Below are 15787 nucleotides of genomic sequence, written 5' to 3' on the forward strand. Positions count from 1 at the left end.
TGCTCGAACCCGGCACCCATCTTGTGGACACTCACGACGCACACGTCCGCACCGGCGTTCATCGCCCAGGTCGGCAGATCCTCATGGAAGGGCAGGTGCGCGCCCCACGCCTCGTCGACGATCAGGGGCTTACCCCGGGTATGGCAGACCTCGGCGATGCCTTTGATGTCGGCGCAGGTGCCGTACGGACTCGGGCTGACGATCAACGCCGCGGCAGCGTCCGGGTAACGCTGCCAGGCCTGCTCGACCTGCTGAGGTGACGGCGGGTGGGAGAGGTGACGTTCGGCATCCCACTGCGGGGTGATCCAGCGCGGCGCCAGACCTGAGAAGATCAGCCCGGCCACCACCGACTTGTGGCTGTCCCGGCTGAGCAGCAGACTGCCGTCGCACCCGGCGACGGCCATCATCGCAGCCTTGACCGACAGCGAACTGCCGCATGTCGAGAACCAGGCGGACCTCGCCCCCACCGCCTCGGCCATCAGCTCTTCGGCCCGCTTGAGGTAGCCGTTGCTCATCCGCCGATCATCGAGCCCACCGCTGGCCAGGACGTCACTGAAGAACGGCTCACGCCCCAGAACGCGCAGCACCCGCTGGTCGACACCGCGGCCCTGGCGATGCCCCGGCGGCGAGAACCCGTACCGATTTGAAGTGTGGTAATCGTGCAGCGCGTCAAGCAGCGGTGCCGCGTCCTGATTGCCCGTCATGGCGGGTGAGTACCCACATCAAACCGACCCCCACACACGCCGCCGTCATCACGGCGAACGCCGTCGGGAACGAGAACGACGTGGCCAACGCACCGACGGCCAGAGATCCCAGCCCCGTGCCCGCGTCGAAGCCCACGTTCCAGGCGACGCTGACCGCACCGCGGGCATGCTCGCCGGTCGCGGCGAAGGCCTGCACCAGGGTGAGATTCTGCAGCCCGCCGTAGGCGGTGCCGAGCAGCGCGCAACCGAGAATCACCAACCCTCCGCCGACGCCGATACCGACGGCGATCACCGCCAGACCGACCGCGCCGACACCGAGCATCGGGGCGATGAATCCGGCGGGGCCATGGCGATCGGCGACCCCGCCGACCAACCACCGGGCCAACGCGGCCATGCCCGTCATGGCCAACAACGCGCCGAGCGCGGTTGTCGCACCACCCAATAGCGGTGCGAACGTGAGGATCGCCCCGCCCGCCGCTGTGATCACCACGAGTGCGGCGATCGGGCTGACCAGCGGCCCGAAGCTGTCGAGTCGGTTCGAACGCGGTTCGTCCACCAGGGTCGGCGCCGGGCGGGCGAACGCCAGCGGCACCGCCAGCAGAGGAATCGCGGCCAGCACGAACACCGGCCGATACCCGACGTTCTCGGCCAGCCACGGTGCCAGCGGGGTCAACACGAACTGCGGTGCCGCAATGGACAGACCGTAGGCGCCGATCGCCCGGCCGCGGCGCTCCTGCGGGATCAACGCGGCGATGCCCCTGACGCTGCAGACCGTCAGGATGCCGAAGCCCAATCCCCGCAACGCCGCCAGAAGCAGTACCTGCCACAGGGAACCGGTCAGCGAGTGCAGCACGGCCGGTATCCCCAGCAGCACGAGCCCGAGTGCCTGCGTGACACCCCAGCCGGCCCTGCGCAACAGCCGGCCGACCAACAGTTGCGCGATGACCGTGAACAGCATCAGCACGCTGTTGACCGCCCCGGCACCCAGGCTGTCGGCACCGATATGTACCGCCCACATGGGGGCGACCGGCAGCAGCAGGGAGAACCCCGCGAATCCCAATGCGGCACACGCCAGCAACGCGGGCATGCCCGCCACCCGCCACACACTCACCGCTCGAACACCACCACACCGCCGACGACGGTGGCGGCCACCAGATCGGCATCGAGCGCGTCGACCACCCGCTGCGGGGAGCCCGTCAGCAGGCACAGGTCACCGGGCTCGCCGGTCGCGATACGCCGCGGCCGGGCCGGATTCTCCGCGCTGCCCAGAAACAGCGCCAACGCGCGCCGCCCCGATATCCGTTCGACCGGGTTGAGCACCACACCGTACGGGGTGCGACGGTGTACGGCCGCGCGCATCGCGGCCCACGGATCAGGGGCGCCGAACGGCGCATCGGTGGACAATGCCACCGGCACGCCCGCAGACAGCAGAGTTGCCAGCCGCCACAGCTGATCCTGTTCTGCGGCAGGCACATCCAGATGGTACTGATCGCCCCGCTCGGCCACGAAGTTGGGCTGGGTCACCACGGTGATCCCGAGGGCGACGAGGTCGGCGATGCAATCCTGCGGCACCATCGCGGCGTGCTCGATCCGGTCGGCGGGATGACTACCCGCGGCGTGCAGGGCGGCGATCGTGACGACGAGTTGGGCCGAGGTCACGCAATGCACCGCCACCGGTTCACCGGACTGGTGCCGCTGCGAGATCCAGGCCGTCAACGCATCCAGGTCGAGCCCGTCATCGTGCAGGATGCGCTTGCCCGGAGCCAGGTAGTGCGCACGTTGGCACATGGCCGTCGGGCGATCACGGGGCTGCAGGTCGGGCGTCGCATCGGTGACACCGGTGACGCCGTAACCCGCCAGCCGGGCGCTCAATTCCGCGACGGCCGCAGGTCTGCGTTCCAGCGCCTCCGACCAGGTGCGGTCCGCGCTGCGCAGACGCCCGTCGGGATGATCGTCCAGACCCAGCGCTGCGAGGCCGGGAGAATTCACCGTCCACAACACGCCACTGCGGTGTTGCACGCGCACCGGGACATCGGGGGCCAACCGGTCCAGGGCGTCCCGGTCGAGTGGGCCGGCCACCGCCTCGTGGTAACCGACGGCACGGACCCAACCGTCACCGCCCACCACCGCGGAGCTCAATGCCCTGGCCAGCGCGTTCTCATCGGCCACCTCGGCGGGCCCGACGCGGACCGAATCCCCCTCGGCCGCAGCCGAGTACACGTGCAGATGATGATCGTGCAGTCCGGGAATCACGGTGCCGAACGCGGCGTCGAGCACCTGTTCACCGGGCTCGGCGGGCAGTGATTCCGCGACCGCTTCGATGGTGTCGCCGACGCGGATGTCGGCCACCGCGCCGTCCAGCAGGGTCGCGCGACGAATCAGCATGGGGCATCGGTCCGTTCCGCCACCAATCGGCGCACCGCGTCGTTGTCGGATCCGAGTTCCGGGCCGGGCGGCCCGGCAGCGGGCCGTACCGGGGTCACCTCGGTATCTCCGCCGTCGCGGGAGCTGTATCGGGCAGCCACGGCGGCCATCGAGAATTCGATCAGCTCGCCGCCACCGCGTACCCGCGATGCCGCCACGGCAGCCGCGGCATCGAGTCCGGTGAGCGGGTCGGCGATGGCGTCGCCGCTGAATACCGGTGCGCCCTCACGGTATCCGACAAGGCCGCCTGACACCGCGGCGTCGTCGCCGAAAGCCACCCAGCCGGCCTTCTCCCCCGCGGTACCGTGCCCGGCGATGCGCAGCCAGATCCGGCCGGGCCGGGCTGCGACGGTGTCGGGACCCAGCCCGCGCCGGCTCAGCGCGGCGGGTCGTGAGGCCTCGATGACCACATCGGAGACCTGGATCAGCGCGGCCAGGTCCCGGGGATCATCGAAATCGACGGCGTAGGAGAGCTTTCCGCCGTTCATCCAGTCGAAGAACTCCGGCGCTCCGGCCCGGGTCCCGTCCGCACGGCTTCGGCTCTCCACCTTGACCACGGCGGCCCCGGCTCGGGCCAGCAGCTGTCCGCACAGGGGCCCGGCCCACATCGAGGACAGGTCGGCCACCAGCACGCCGGCCATCGAACCGGTCCGGCCAGGCCCGAGAGAGCTCACCACCGGCGGTGCGGGTGCGGTTTCACCCAGCACGGCGACCGGCAATCCCAGCAGGCGACCCCGCTCAGCCACCTCCGCAGCGGAGGTCACCGCCGCCCACGCCTCGATGGCCGGCCAGGGGTCGGGTTCTGCCGAATCGTCCTGCAACAGTGCGGGAACAGCGGCCACATCGTCGGGGCGCGACAACGTCAGCGCGCACCATCCGTCGCCGGTGGCCAGCAGTCGCGTCGCCCCGCCCGCCGAGACCTGCCCCCGGGGCGCGATGTCCAACAGGGCGGCGCGGCCGGTCAGCAGTTCGGTGGCGTCGACCCGCACGCCCGTGAGCGCTGTGAAGTCGTCGGCGACCGTCTGGGCCTGCCGCAGCAGGGCCCTCGGAATCGCCAGCGGTGTCATCAGAACTGCAACGCGCTGAACCGCCAGTCCAGCACCTGGCGGTCGTCGCCACCGTCGGGTCCACCGGCCGCGTACACCAGCGAGCGCAGTTTGAGCACTCCGGCGTCGGCCGATTCCACATGCAGCTCACTGAACAGTGTGTCGCCCTCGTGCACCGGACCGGTGTGATCGCAGGACTCCCAGCCCAGCACGGTGACCAGGTTCGGGAGCAACCGGCCGGCCTGAGCCAGGGCCAGCCCGATGGTGTGCCCGCCGTACACCAGGCGCTGGCCACCGGCGCGCCAATCATGATGGGTGGCAGCGATGTTCAGGGTCAACCGGGCCAGTTCCGGGGCGCTGCTGACCACATCGGCGGTGCTGTGCAGCACCGCGCCGGCCAGCGCCGGGTCGAAATGTGGTCCGGGCACCCGGGTCCGGAAAGCGTCCGCGTCCCAGCCGGCGGTGGGGTTCGGCGCGGTGGCGCCGGCCCCGATCGCCGACAGATCGTCGGCATGCCCGGTGTCGACGTCGTCGCCGGACAGCGGCAGCATCGCGCAGCGGTAGAAGTCGAGAACCTTGCGATCCAACTGGTCGACGGTGGTCATCCGCAGCGCTGCCAGGCCGGTGGCCGCCCGTCCGGGCTTCGTCGAATTCTGTTTGAGACCAACCACTTCGGTCCGGGTGTACAAGGTGTCCCCGATTACCGGGCAGCGGTGGAACGCCAGACCCCGGTAGAACAGGTTTGCCTTGACCCGTTGGGTGACCAATGTGCTCTGGCCGATCGCGACGTCGCACACCAGCGCGGGGTGCGCCAGCGGGCCCGGCTCGCCGGTCACCGCGGTGGCCAGCTCGGCGTCGAGTGCCAGCCGCAACCGGTCACCGAGGATCGCCTGGTGCGTCGCGGCCGCACCGGCGGTCAAGGTCATCGACGGCGCGGTGTCGAATACCTGACCGACCTGCAGGTCATCGAAGTACGGGCCACCAGTCACAACTGGCACTGTAGACCAGCCACCAGAATCCGTTGCGAGCTAAAGCAGTAGATCAGGCGCCTGGCAGGTGCAGCCTGGTGAGTTCGACCAGATGCCGACCGACGTCGTCGAGCGCATCGGTCTTCTGAGCCGCGATCGCCATGATGATCGCACCCTCGACAGCCGCTATCGACATGGTCGCCAGGGAACGGGCTGTGTCCGCATCCACACCCGAGCGAACCAGCCGCTCGGCCAGGATCGCGTGCCAGTCCTGGATCGTTTCGGCGGCGACCTCAGCCGCCTTGGGCGCCTCGCAGCGACCGAAGACCGCCGCGACGATCGGGCAACCGGCCTGCAGCTCCGTCTCCGCCAGTTGCAGTTTCCACTGGTCGATGAATTCCTGCACCGCTTCGGCGGGGTCGCGCCCGTCGTCGGTCGCGCGGATCAACGTCGTCAGCGTCTGCCCGGCCACCCGGGTCGCCTCCGCGACGAGTTCCTCCTTGCCGCCCGGGAAGTTCAGGTAGATGGTCCGCCGGGAGACGCCACTGTCCTCGAGCAGTGCGTTCACGCCGGTGCCGGCGACACCTCTGCGCCGCAACAACCCGGTCACGCTCGTGATCAAGGTGTCTCGTGCTGACATCGCGCTCGCCGCCTCCGTAGTCTTCAGCGCCCCCATCACGTACTAAACCAATCAGTCTACCCGCGTCGGTCAGCGACGACCGCTTCATTGCACTATACCGATCGGTGTACTACCGTCGCGAAAAGCATCCCCCGACGCCATTTCGAGGAGACCGCCATGCCAGACATTCACGACCCGCTGCCGCTTGCCAGTGGCCAGGTCCTGCGCAACCGGCTGATGAAGTCGGCGCTCAGCGAAGGCCTGGGCGACGCCGGCCACGGTCCGGACCATCGGCTGATCGAGCTCTACCGGCGCTGGGGAACGGGCGGTTACGGGCTCGTGATCACCGGAAACGTGATGGTCGACCACGATCATCTGGGCGAACCGGGCAACGTCGTCATCGAAGACGACCGGCACCTCGACGGGCTGTCCCGATGGGCCAAGGCCACCAAGGACGGTGGAGGCCTCATCTGGATGCAGGTGAACCATCCTGGAAGACAAGCCAATCCGCTGGCCACCCGGTCTCAGCCGGTGGCACCGTCACCGATCCGGATGAGCGTTCCCGGATGGCAGGCGCCCCGCGCCCTCACCGACGACGAGATCGAGGCCACCGTCGACCGGTACGCGCGGACAGCGGCGATCGCCGACGCAGCCGGCTTCGACGGAGTCCAGATACACGGTGCGCACGGGTATCTCGTCGCCCAGTTCCTGTCGCCACGGACCAATCAGCGGACCGACCGCTGGGGCGGCGATGCAGAGCGCCGGATGCGCTTCGTGCTCGAGGTGGTGCGGCGGACGCGCGCGGCCGTCAGTCCTGGCTTTGCCGTTGCCATCAAACTCAATTCCGCGGACTTCCAGCGCGGCGGTTTCACCGAGGCAGAGTCGCGCGGCGTCATCGCCGCGCTGAGTGCCGAAGATGTCGACCTGATCGAAATCAGCGGTGGCACCTACGAATCCCCCGCGATGGAAGGCAGGCCCGCTGTCCAATCGGCCTCCACAAAGGCGCGTGAGGCGTACTTCATCGAGTACGCGCTGGCCGCCCGGGAGGTTGCCGGGGACGTTCCGCTGGCCGTGACCGGAGGTTTCCGCACCGAGGGGGCGATGAGTGAGGCCGTCCGGTCGGGAGCCACCGACGTGATCGGGCTGGGCAGACCCACCACCGTCAACCCGGCGGCCGCCGACAGCCTCCTGGTGGCCCGACAGGAGCGTCTCCGAGTTCCGGACATCTCGCCCCGGCTGCCCGCCCGGCTCGCGAACACCGCTCGCGCCAAGACCTTTCTCAGCGCGCTGGAACTGCAGTGGCATGCCACCCAGTTGCACCGGCTGGGCGCGGGCCACGAGCCCGATCCGACGATCGGGCCATTGATCACCGCACTGCGGCTGCTGAAGAGCAATGGACTCGACGCGTTCCGCGCAAGGAGGAGCTCATGACCGGCACTCAACCCGACAAGACCCTGAGCAAGTTCCGCAGGGAGCGGGCGCTCGGACGCTATCTGCTGAACCCCACCATCGCCCTGTTGAGCAAGCTGGGCGTGCGCACCGCCCTGGCTTCCGAATTGGAGACCACCGGCCGCAAGACCGGGCAGTTGCGGAGGGTGCCCGTCTCCGCCCAATTCGACGCCACCGGCGCCTGGGTGATCTGCCAGCACGGAACCCGATCGGGCTGGGGCAGCAATATCGCGGCGAACCCGAACGTCCGTCTGCGCCAAGGGAACCGGTGGCGCACCGGCATCGCACAGTTCCGGCCCGATGACGATGTCGTCGCACGCGGTCGCAAGTTCGGGGCGATCGGCGCGCGTGTCGTCAAGGCCCTGGAGACCACGCCGGTCTCGGTGCGCATCGACTTCAGCGACTGACCACGACCTCGTCCACCAGGCCCCACGTGAGCGCCGTCGCGGCGTCGACAGTGCGCCCGGAGAGCACGAGATAGGCGGTGCGCCAGCGGCCGATGCGACGCGTGATGCTCACCGTGCCGCCCGCCCCGGGAATCAACCCCAGGGCCAACTCCGGCAGGCCGATCGTGGCATCTGGATGGCAGCTGACCCACCCGCAGTAACAGGCCATCTCCAGACCGCTGCCCAGCACCTGGCCGTGCACCTCGGCGCGGCAGCGTCGCCCCAACCGTTCGGTGATCTCAGCGAGCACCAGGGCCGGGCTGTGCCTGGTACGCGCCAGGTGGGCGCTCGCCGGGTCGGCGAACGAGCCGAATTCGGCCAGATCGCCACCGCTGCAGAATGATCGGCCGTTCCCGCCGAGCACCACCTCGTCGACCGACGGATCCAGCCGGGCCACCTCAAGTGCCTCCAGCAACGCGCCCCGGGCATCGGTGGAGAACGCGTTGTGCCGCTGCGGCCGGTTGAACCGGACGTGCAGGGTGTTCCCCTCGCGATGCGCCTGCACCGGCTCGGGTAGCAGCGGCGCGGTCGCCGGACCCCGTTCGGCCAGCCACCGGCCGAACTCGGGTCCCGACTGCAACGTCGAATACGCCAGCGACTCGGTGACCAGCCCGGCCCGGGTCGGCCAGGCCGGATCGAGGGAACGCAGCACATCATCACAGACCGCGGCGGCCTGCGGCCACGTCCGACATCGCTCGGTGAGCTCGTCCAGAGCCTGCTCGACCGAATCCACGGTGACCACCCGCCGGTCCTCGGCGGGACGCTCGGTCAGCGTGAACGTCGCGGCATCCGTCGGGATGTCGACCCCGACACGGATTCCCGCGGGCAGCTCCAGAACGGTCACGAGTACTTGTTTATCAGCCCCTGCTTGTACAGCTTGCCGGTGTCGGTGCGGGGCAACTCGGCCTCGAACGAGATCGTCCGCGGGCACTTGTAGTGCGTCAGTCGCTCACGCAGCCAGCCGAGGAGTTCTTCGGCGAACTCCGGAGTGGCGTCGGCCGGGTCCACGGTCTGCACCACACCCTTGACGCTCTGCCCCATCTCGTCGTCCGGGATGCCGAACACCGCGGCGTCCATCACCTTCGGGTGGACGACGAGCATGTTCTCGGCTTCCTGCGGGTAGATGTTCACCCCGCCCGAGATGATCATGTGGTGGCGCCGGTCGGTGAGGTACAGGTAGCCGTCCTCGTCGACATACCCGATGTCCCCCACCGTCTTCCAACCGTGCGAGTCCCGCGAGGATGCCGTCTTCTCGGCGTCGTTGAGGTACTCGAAATCGGCGCCGCCCTCGAAGAAGATCTCGCCGGCCTGACCGGGTGGGACTTCGTTGCCGTCCTCGTCGAGGATGTGGACGAGACCGTTCATCGGCTTGCCGACCGAACCCGGGTGGGTCAACCAGTCCTCGGCGAAGATCACCGTCGCCCCGATGGCCTCTGAGGAGGCGTAGTACTCGTCGACGATCGGGCCCCACCAGTCGATCATCTGCTTCTTGATCTCGACCGGGCACGGGGCGGCGGCGTGCATCACGCGCCGCAGGCTGGACATATCGTACGAATTCCGCACGTCCTCAGGGAGTTTCAGCATCCGGGTGAACATCACCGGAACGAACTGGCCCTGGGTTACGCCGTACTTCTGGATCGCGTCGAGCGCGCCTTCGGCGTCGAATTTCTCCAGTACCACCGTGGTGATACCGGCGGCGTGGGTCTGCATGGACCACACTGACGGCGCGGTGTGATACAGCGGCGCGGGACTGAGATACACCGAGTCCGGCTGCATCCAGAAACCCACCAACGCCGACATCATGCCAGGGGTCTCCGACGGCGGCACGTGCGGCAGTTCCCGCTTGATGCCCTTGGGCCGACCGGTCGTGCCCGAGGAGTACTGCAGCAGATCCCCGTCCAGCTCGTCGTCGATCGGGGTGGCGGGCAGGTCCGCGACGGCTTCCGGGTAACGCTGCCAGCCGTCGAGCTCACCGTCGGCGATCAGCAGGACCTCCGGCAGGCCGTCGGGGAGTTCCTTGTCCAGACCGCTCAGGATGTCCTTGAGGACGGCGGAGCCGACGATGGCCTTGGCCCCGCTGTTGTCGATGATGTACGCCGCCTCGGCCGCGGTCAGATGCGTGTTGATCGGCACGTAGTACAGGCCACTGCGGCGCGCCGCCCACATCACGGTGTGGATGTGCTCGTTGTTCTCCATGAGGATCGCGACCACGTCGCCCTCTTCCAGACCGTGTCGGCGGAAGTGATGGGCCAGGCGATTCGCGCGAGCTTCGAGCTCACCGAAGGTGACGACGGTGCCCGACGGATGGAGGATGATCGCCGGCTTCTCGGGGTTGGCCTCGGCATGCTCGCGGATCTGCATGAGGGCACTGTAACCGCCGCCACTTGACAGGTGTCAAGTGGCGGGTGCCGCGGGCATTCGAGCAGATCGGCCGGGCCCGGTCCGAATTGGGCACCGCGGGGTAACCCCCCCAGTCAGTCCGCACCGATCCCACGCAGCAGCAACATCAGGCTGGTGCAGGCGTCGTCGAGGGGCTGCAGCGACTTCGCGCTGCGGCACTGGATGATGGCACCCTCCAGCGAGCTGACGATGAAGCTGCCGAGTGAGGCTGCAGTGGCGGCGTCAATACCCTTGGATTCGATCGACTCCGCGATCACCCCGGACCAATCAGCAAACACCGCGGCCGAGGCCTCCCGCACCGTGAGCGCATCCGGCCCGGCTTGGGCGGCCGCCATGATGGGACAGCCCGCGGCGAAAGAGCTGTCGGCGAGGTTCTGCTTCCACCCGGCGACAAAGGCGCCGATGACGTCCTCGGCGGGCAAAGTCTGCGTCAGCTCTTGGATCCTGGCGGTGATGATTCGCCCGGCTGCGAGCGTCGCCTGCTCCATCAGTTCGGTCTTCCCTCCGGGAAAGTGCTGGTAAATCGATCCCCGAGCGGTGTTGCTGCGTTCCAGCAGATCGCTCAGACCCGTGGCGTGCACCCCGTACTCACGCATCAGCTCGATGGCGCTCTGAATGAGACGCTCGCGCGGGCCTGCCACCGCCGCCACCCTCTCCATCACCGAAATAGACCAGTTGGTCCATCCTAGTCGACCATCCATAGACCGATTGGTCTACGATGCCCAAATGCACAATCTGGCGGTCTTCGGCAAACTCAGCAGGGTCTGCGCGAAGCATGCGTGGTTGATTCTCGGGGCGTGGCTGGCCCTGGCCGGCGTACTCAACCTGGCCATCCCCCAGCTGGAACGCACGGTGGCCGAGCACTCCGCGCCGTTCACTCCGGAAAGCCCGACCACCGAGACCCTGCGGCAGATGTCGCGCGACTTCGGCGTCCCCGATACCACCGCAATCGGCAGCATCGTGGTGTCCAGTGACCGAGTCCTCAACCCGGCCGACACCGCGTACTACCGCGACCTGGTGTCGCGATTGGTGGCAGACAAGGACGACGTCGCCTACGTGCTCGATACGTACGGCACGCCGGGGCTCGAGGGAATCGGCCTGAGCCCCGACGGGAAAGCCATCCATCTGATCGTCGCCACCACCGGCGACGTCGGCTCCACCCGCGCGCACCGGTCCACCGAGAACGTCCGCGCCGCGGTCGAGGCGCTCCCCCGGCCATCCGGGCTCGACGTGCATTTCACCGGGGCCGCACCGACCCTGTCGGATCTGTTCTCCGCCATCGACACCTCGCTGGCCATCATCACCGCGGTCTCGGTGGTGCTGATCACGCTGCTGCTGCTCGCTGTCTACCGGTCGCTGATCACCTCGATGATTCCTCTTCTCACCGTGGGTATTTCGCTGGCCGTCGCGCGCCCGGTGATATCCCTGCTGGGCGGTCATGATCTGCTGACCGTCTCGAACTTCACCATCGCCCTGGTCACCGCGATGGTGCTGGGCGCGGGGACCGACTACGGCATCTTCCTACTGGCCAACTATCACGAGGGCAGACGCCGCGGGCTGGTCGTCGACGACGCGGTTGCCCGCTCCGGTGCGCACACCGCAGGTATCGTCATCGCCTCCGCACTGACCATCGCCGGTGCCGGAATGGCGATGATCTTCACCAAGATCGGGATGTTCCGCACCGCGGGACCCCCGATCGCACTGTCGATCGCGATAACCATGGCCGTCAGCCTGACGCTGACCCCCGCGATCATGGCGCTCTGGGGCCGACGCGGATACGCCGAACCCCGCCCCCTCGACGAACGGCGATGGCGCAAGCGCGGCGCCGCCATCATCCGTCGCGCCCCGGCGCTCGTCGCGGCATCCTTGGCGTTCCTCATCGCCATGAGCTCAGTGCTGTTTACCTTCAAACCCAACATCGACGAGAACGCCATGCAACTGCGTGCCACCGACAGCAAGCGCGGATACGAGGCCGTCTACCGCCATTGGGGTGTCAACGAGGCGGCTCCGGAGTTCATCACCATCCGGACCGACCACGACATGCGCAACACCAACGACCTCGCCGCCCTTGACCTGATCGCCATGTCCATCGGCAACGTTCCCGAGGTCGCCTACGTCCGATCGATCACCCGGCCCGAGGGAAAACCTTTGCCCGAGACGGCCATCGGCTCCCAAACCGCGCAGGTCGGCGCCGGTCTGGCCGATGCCCACGAACGGGTCGAAGAGGCCATCCCGCAGCTGAAGCGTCTTGCCTCCGGCGTGACCCAGCTGCACGACGGCTCAGCGGATGCGGCCGCCCGGCTCCCCGAACTCACCGACGGCGCGCGGTCCCTCGTCGATTTGGCGCGCAACCTGCTCGGCACGCTGGAATCGGCCGATCGGGTGGTCGGCAACCTCTCCGGCGGGTCACTGGACGTGGTGACGGCAGTGCGCAGCATCGCCAACGCCACCGATTCCCTGGACCGGGTGGTCGACGACATCGATTCCGCCCGAGAGCGATTGGCGGCTCCCACCGCCGCACTACATGCCGTTTTCGATCCGCTCACCGGACCGGCACCGTCGGCGGCCTGCGCGGCGGACAGCTCATGCCTGCGCGCCAGGCAGGCCTTCGCCGACCTCAACGCGGCCACCGGAGGGCGCGCACAGCTGGCAATCGACGGATTGACGCTCGCCGCGCCACTGGTCCCCGAAGGACCGGTGACCACAGCACTGGACACGCTGCCCGACCTGCGCGCGGCCATCAAGAAACTGCGGGCCATGCTCGATCAACTCGGTACCCGCACCCCCGAACAGACCCGTCAGGAACTGAGCCGGCTGCTGTCCGGAATCAATGAACTCACAACAGGACTGGGCCGTCTCACCTCAGGGCTGGGTCAGGTCAAGACCGGTACCGACACCATGGTCACGCTGACCACCGAACTCAGCGCGGGGCTCTCACGCGCCTCGGACTTCCTGCACCGGATGTCCGCCGACACCAGCACCGGCGCAGGGCGGGGGTTCTATCTTCCCGAGGAGGGCCGTTCCGACCGCCGCCTCACCGCCGGCGAGCAATTGCTGATCTCTCCGGATGGTCGCAGCGCCCGCATGATGGTGGTCTGGGCGGTGAACCCGTACGGTGCCGAGGCGATGGGCGCGGTGCCCGACGTCATCGCCGCGGCGAACAATGCCGCGACGGGAACCGTGCTGGAGCACGCCCAGATCGAGTCAACCGGTCTGGCCTCGCTGTCCCAACGGCATGTCGACCAAACCTGGCGTGATTTCGCACTTTTCGGTGTCGTCGCGGTCGCGGCCGTGCTGCTGGTGCTGATCGTGATGCTGCGCAGCCTGGTGGCCCCGGTCCTGATGATCGCCGCGGTGGTGCTGTCCTTCGGGGCAGCGGCGGGGATGTCCACCCTGATCTGGCAGCATCTGATAGGCATCAGCCTGGACTGGTCGGTGTTCCCGGTGTCGTTCATGGCACTGGTCGCGGTCGGCGCGGACTACAGCATGCTGTTCGCCGCTCGCATCCGCGAGGAATCCCACAGCGGGGTGATCAGCGGCATCATCCGGGGATTCGGTAGCACCGGCAGCGTGATCACCACCGCCGGAGTGGTTTTCGCGATCACCATGTTCGCGTTGACCAGTGGGACGGTGCTCAACCTGGTGCAGATCGGGTCCACGGTCGGCATCGGGCTGCTGCTCGACATCACCGTGGTGCGGACCTACCTGGTTCCCGCCGCGATGAGCCTGCTGGGCGATCGCATGTGGTGGCCGTCCCGCGAAATGGCGCGCACGTAAAGGGTTGCCCTCCAACGCAAACGCGCACCCTCGTGAATCACGAGGGTGCGCGTGATGCTGACGCGTCGCGGCCGCTCAGGACTCTTCGGCCAGGCGGTGCTTGAGGGCGTCGAACTCGTCCTTGATGCCGGTGGGCAGCTTCTCACCGACGAACTCGAACCACTCCTCGATCAGCGGGAGCTCGGCCCGCCACTCCTCGGCGTTGACGGCCAGGGCCTCGTCCACGTCGGCGACGTCGACATCGAGCCCGGACAGGTCCAGGTCGGCGGCGGTCGGGACGATGCCGATCGGGGTGCTCTTGCCGTCGGCCTTGTGCTCGATGCGCTCGATGGCCCACTTCAGCACGCGGCTGTTCTCACCGAAGCCCGGCCACAGGAAACGGCCGTCATCGCCGCGGCGGAACCAGTTGACGAAGAACACCGCGGGCAGCTTCGACTCGTCCGCGTTCTTGCCGACGTCGATCCAATGCTGGAAGTAGTCACCGACGTTGTAGCCCAGGAACGGCAGCATGGCCATCGGGTCGCGGCGCACGGTGCCGACCTTGCCCTCGGCGGCGGCTGTCTGCTCGGAACCAAGGGTGGCGCCGATGAACACACCGTGCTGCCAGTCGCGGGCCTGGGTCACCAGCGGGACCGTGGTCTTGCGGCGGCCGCCGAACAGGATCGCCGAGATCGGCACACCCTGCGGGTCGTCCCACTCCGGCGCCAGTGTCGGGCACTGCGAGATCGGGGTGCAGTAACGCGAGTTCGGGTGCGCGGCCTTGGATTCCGTCTCGCGCAGGAACCAGTCGTTGCCCTTCCAGTCGATCAGATGGTCGGGCTCGCCCTCCAGGCCTTCCCACCACACGTCGTTGTCGTCGGTCTTGGCCACGTTGGTGAAGACGGTGTTGCCGGCGGCGATGGTCTTCATCGCGTTGGGGTTGGAATCCCAGTTGGTGCCGGGCGCGACGCCGAAGAATCCGAACTCGGGGTTGACGGCGTAGAGGCGGCCGTCCTTGCCGAACCGCATCCAGGCGATGTCGTCACCGACGGTTTCGGCCCGCCAGCCGGGGATGGTGGGCTGCAGCATCGCGAGGTTGGTCTTGCCACAGGCCGACGGGAACGCCGCGGCGACGAAGTAGGCCTTGTTCTCCGGGGAGATCAGCTTGACGATCAGCATGTGCTCGGCGAGCCAGCCCTCGTCGTGGGCCATCGCCGAGGCGATGCGAAGCGAGTAGCACTTCTTGCCCAGCAGCGCGTTACCGCCGTAGCCCGAGCCGAAGCTCCAGATCTCGCGGGTCTCCGGGAAGTGGGTGATGTACTTGGTGTCGTTGCACGGCCACGGCACGTCCTTCTGGCCGGGCTCCAGCGGTGCACCGATCGAGTGCAGCGCCTTGACGAAGAAGCCGTCGTCGCCGATCTTGTCGAGCGCGGCCTGACCCATCCGGGTCATGGTGCGCATCGAGACCACGACGTACTCGGAGTCGGTGATCTCCACACCGAGCTTGGGGTCCTCGGCGTCGAGCGGACCCATGCAGAACGGCACCACCCACATGGTGCGGCCGCGCATCGAGCCGCGGTACAGGTCGGTCATGATCCCGCGCATCTTGGCGGGTTCCATCCAGTTGTTCGTGGGGCCGGCGTCGATCTCACGCTCGGAGCAGATGTAGGTGCGCGATTCCACCCGCGCGACGTCCGAGGGGTCCGACAGGGCCAGGTACGAGTTCGGCTGCTTCTCTTCGTTGAGCTTCTGGAAGGTGCCCGCCTCGACCAGGTGAGCGGCCAAGCGGTCGTACTCCTCGGCAGACCCGTCGGCGAAAACCACCCGATCGGGTTGAGTCAGCTCTGCGACCTCCTGGACCCAGGCCAGCAGACCCTGATGTTTCGTCGGTGCGGTGTCCAGACCCGGAATGGTCGCTGAGGTCATCAAAATTCTCCTGCGTAGGTTTGTGGAACCCAAGCCACGTCACGACGCG

Annotated in this window: 13 protein-coding genes; 3 read left to right on the forward strand and 10 right to left on the reverse strand. The window is 67.9% G+C overall.

Features of this window, described 5'->3' with window-relative positions:
* From EH231_RS30585 to EH231_RS30610, 6 genes are all read right to left on the reverse strand, one after another.
* A partial coding sequence (locus EH231_RS30585; RefSeq protein WP_478354270.1) for an aminotransferase class I/II-fold pyridoxal phosphate-dependent enzyme occupies positions 1-704 on the reverse strand: 704 nt, incomplete at its 3' end.
* The gene (locus EH231_RS30590; protein ID WP_338134345.1) at positions 670-1815 is read right to left on the reverse strand and encodes an MFS transporter; all 1146 of its coding nucleotides are present in this window, start codon (positions 1813-1815) and stop codon (positions 670-672) included. The genes EH231_RS30585 and EH231_RS30590, both read right to left, overlap by 35 nt.
* Complete coding sequence (locus EH231_RS30595) at positions 1812-3089, reverse strand: amidohydrolase family protein (protein WP_124713943.1); 1278 nt, start codon at positions 3087-3089, stop codon at positions 1812-1814. The genes EH231_RS30590 and EH231_RS30595 overlap by 4 nt, the downstream gene beginning before the upstream one ends.
* Positions 3083-4195 carry a CoA transferase gene (locus tag EH231_RS30600; protein WP_124713944.1) on the reverse strand — a complete coding sequence of 371 codons (1113 nt, stop codon included), beginning with the start codon at positions 4193-4195 and terminating at the stop codon, positions 3083-3085. Before EH231_RS30600 ends, EH231_RS30595 begins: the two co-directional genes overlap by 7 nt.
* Positions 4195-5100, reverse strand: coding sequence for a hotdog family protein (locus EH231_RS30605; protein ID WP_241178211.1), 906 nt, complete (start codon positions 5098-5100; stop codon positions 4195-4197). The genes EH231_RS30600 and EH231_RS30605 overlap by 1 nt, the downstream gene beginning before the upstream one ends.
* 115 nt (positions 5101-5215) lie before the next feature.
* Complete coding sequence (locus tag EH231_RS30610) at positions 5216-5782, reverse strand: TetR/AcrR family transcriptional regulator (protein WP_124713946.1); 567 nt, start codon at positions 5780-5782, stop codon at positions 5216-5218.
* Between the two features lie 156 nt (positions 5783-5938).
* On the opposite strand from EH231_RS30610, the gene EH231_RS30615 reads away from it, so the two are divergent.
* On the forward strand, positions 5939-7192 hold the full coding sequence (locus EH231_RS30615; RefSeq protein WP_124713947.1) for an NADH:flavin oxidoreductase/NADH oxidase family protein: 1254 nt from the start codon (positions 5939-5941) through the stop codon (positions 7190-7192).
* Complete coding sequence (locus EH231_RS30620) at positions 7189-7617, forward strand: nitroreductase/quinone reductase family protein (RefSeq protein WP_164481089.1); 429 nt, start codon at positions 7189-7191, stop codon at positions 7615-7617. The genes EH231_RS30615 and EH231_RS30620 overlap by 4 nt, the downstream gene beginning before the upstream one ends.
* On the opposite strand, the gene EH231_RS30625 is transcribed toward EH231_RS30620, so the two are convergent.
* The 3 genes from EH231_RS30625 to EH231_RS30635 form a co-directional block, all read right to left on the reverse strand.
* Entirely contained in the window at positions 7607-8491 is an 885-nt protein-coding gene (locus tag EH231_RS30625; RefSeq protein WP_090433793.1) for an enoyl-CoA hydratase/isomerase family protein, read from the reverse strand. The two genes, EH231_RS30620 and EH231_RS30625, sit on opposite strands and share 11 nt — an antisense overlap.
* Positions 8492-8496: 5 nt before the next feature.
* Complete coding sequence (gene fadD4 / locus EH231_RS30630; protein WP_090433516.1) at positions 8497-10017, reverse strand: fatty-acid--CoA ligase FadD4; 1521 nt, start codon at positions 10015-10017, stop codon at positions 8497-8499.
* Positions 10018-10130: 113 nt separating this feature from the next.
* Positions 10131-10697, reverse strand: a complete 567-nt coding sequence (locus EH231_RS30635; RefSeq protein ID WP_164481090.1) for a TetR/AcrR family transcriptional regulator — start codon at positions 10695-10697, stop codon at positions 10131-10133.
* A gap of 85 nt (positions 10698-10782) precedes the next feature.
* Between EH231_RS30635 and EH231_RS30640 the strand changes: the two genes are divergently transcribed.
* Complete coding sequence (locus EH231_RS30640; protein ID WP_124713948.1) at positions 10783-13833, forward strand: MMPL family transporter; 3051 nt, start codon at positions 10783-10785, stop codon at positions 13831-13833.
* A 75-nt stretch (positions 13834-13908) separates the two neighbouring features.
* Here the strand turns inward: EH231_RS30640 and EH231_RS30645 are convergent, their stop codons facing one another.
* The gene (locus tag EH231_RS30645) at positions 13909-15738 is read right to left on the reverse strand and encodes a phosphoenolpyruvate carboxykinase (GTP) (RefSeq protein WP_090433509.1); all 1830 of its coding nucleotides are present in this window, start codon (positions 15736-15738) and stop codon (positions 13909-13911) included.
* Positions 15739-15787: the final 49 nt, after the last annotated feature.

The organism is Mycolicibacterium nivoides (assembly GCF_003855255.1).
Classification (GTDB): Bacteria; Actinomycetota; Actinomycetes; order Mycobacteriales; family Mycobacteriaceae; genus Mycobacterium; species Mycobacterium nivoides.

Excerpts from the sequence above, each read along its gene's own strand:
- EH231_RS30615 (WP_124713947.1), top strand. The coding sequence starts at position 5,939 with ATGCCAGACATTCACGACCCGCTGCCGCTTGCCAGTGGCCAGGTCCTG.
- EH231_RS30645 (WP_090433509.1), bottom strand. The coding sequence starts at position 15,738 with ATGACCTCAGCGACCATTCCGGGTCTGGACACCGCACCGACGAAACAT.
- EH231_RS30600 (WP_124713944.1), bottom strand. The coding sequence starts at position 4,195 with ATGACACCGCTGGCGATTCCGAGGGCCCTGCTGCGGCAGGCCCAGACG.
- EH231_RS30610 (WP_124713946.1), bottom strand. The coding sequence starts at position 5,782 with ATGTCAGCACGAGACACCTTGATCACGAGCGTGACCGGGTTGTTGCGG.
- EH231_RS30595 (WP_124713943.1), bottom strand. The coding sequence starts at position 3,089 with ATGCTGATTCGTCGCGCGACCCTGCTGGACGGCGCGGTGGCCGACATC.
- EH231_RS30620 (WP_164481089.1), top strand. The coding sequence starts at position 7,189 with ATGACCGGCACTCAACCCGACAAGACCCTGAGCAAGTTCCGCAGGGAG.
- fadD4 (WP_090433516.1), bottom strand. The coding sequence starts at position 10,017 with ATGCAGATCCGCGAGCATGCCGAGGCCAACCCCGAGAAGCCGGCGATC.
- EH231_RS30640 (WP_124713948.1), top strand. The coding sequence starts at position 10,783 with ATGCACAATCTGGCGGTCTTCGGCAAACTCAGCAGGGTCTGCGCGAAG.
- EH231_RS30605 (WP_241178211.1), bottom strand. The coding sequence starts at position 5,100 with ATGACCTTGACCGCCGGTGCGGCCGCGACGCACCAGGCGATCCTCGGT.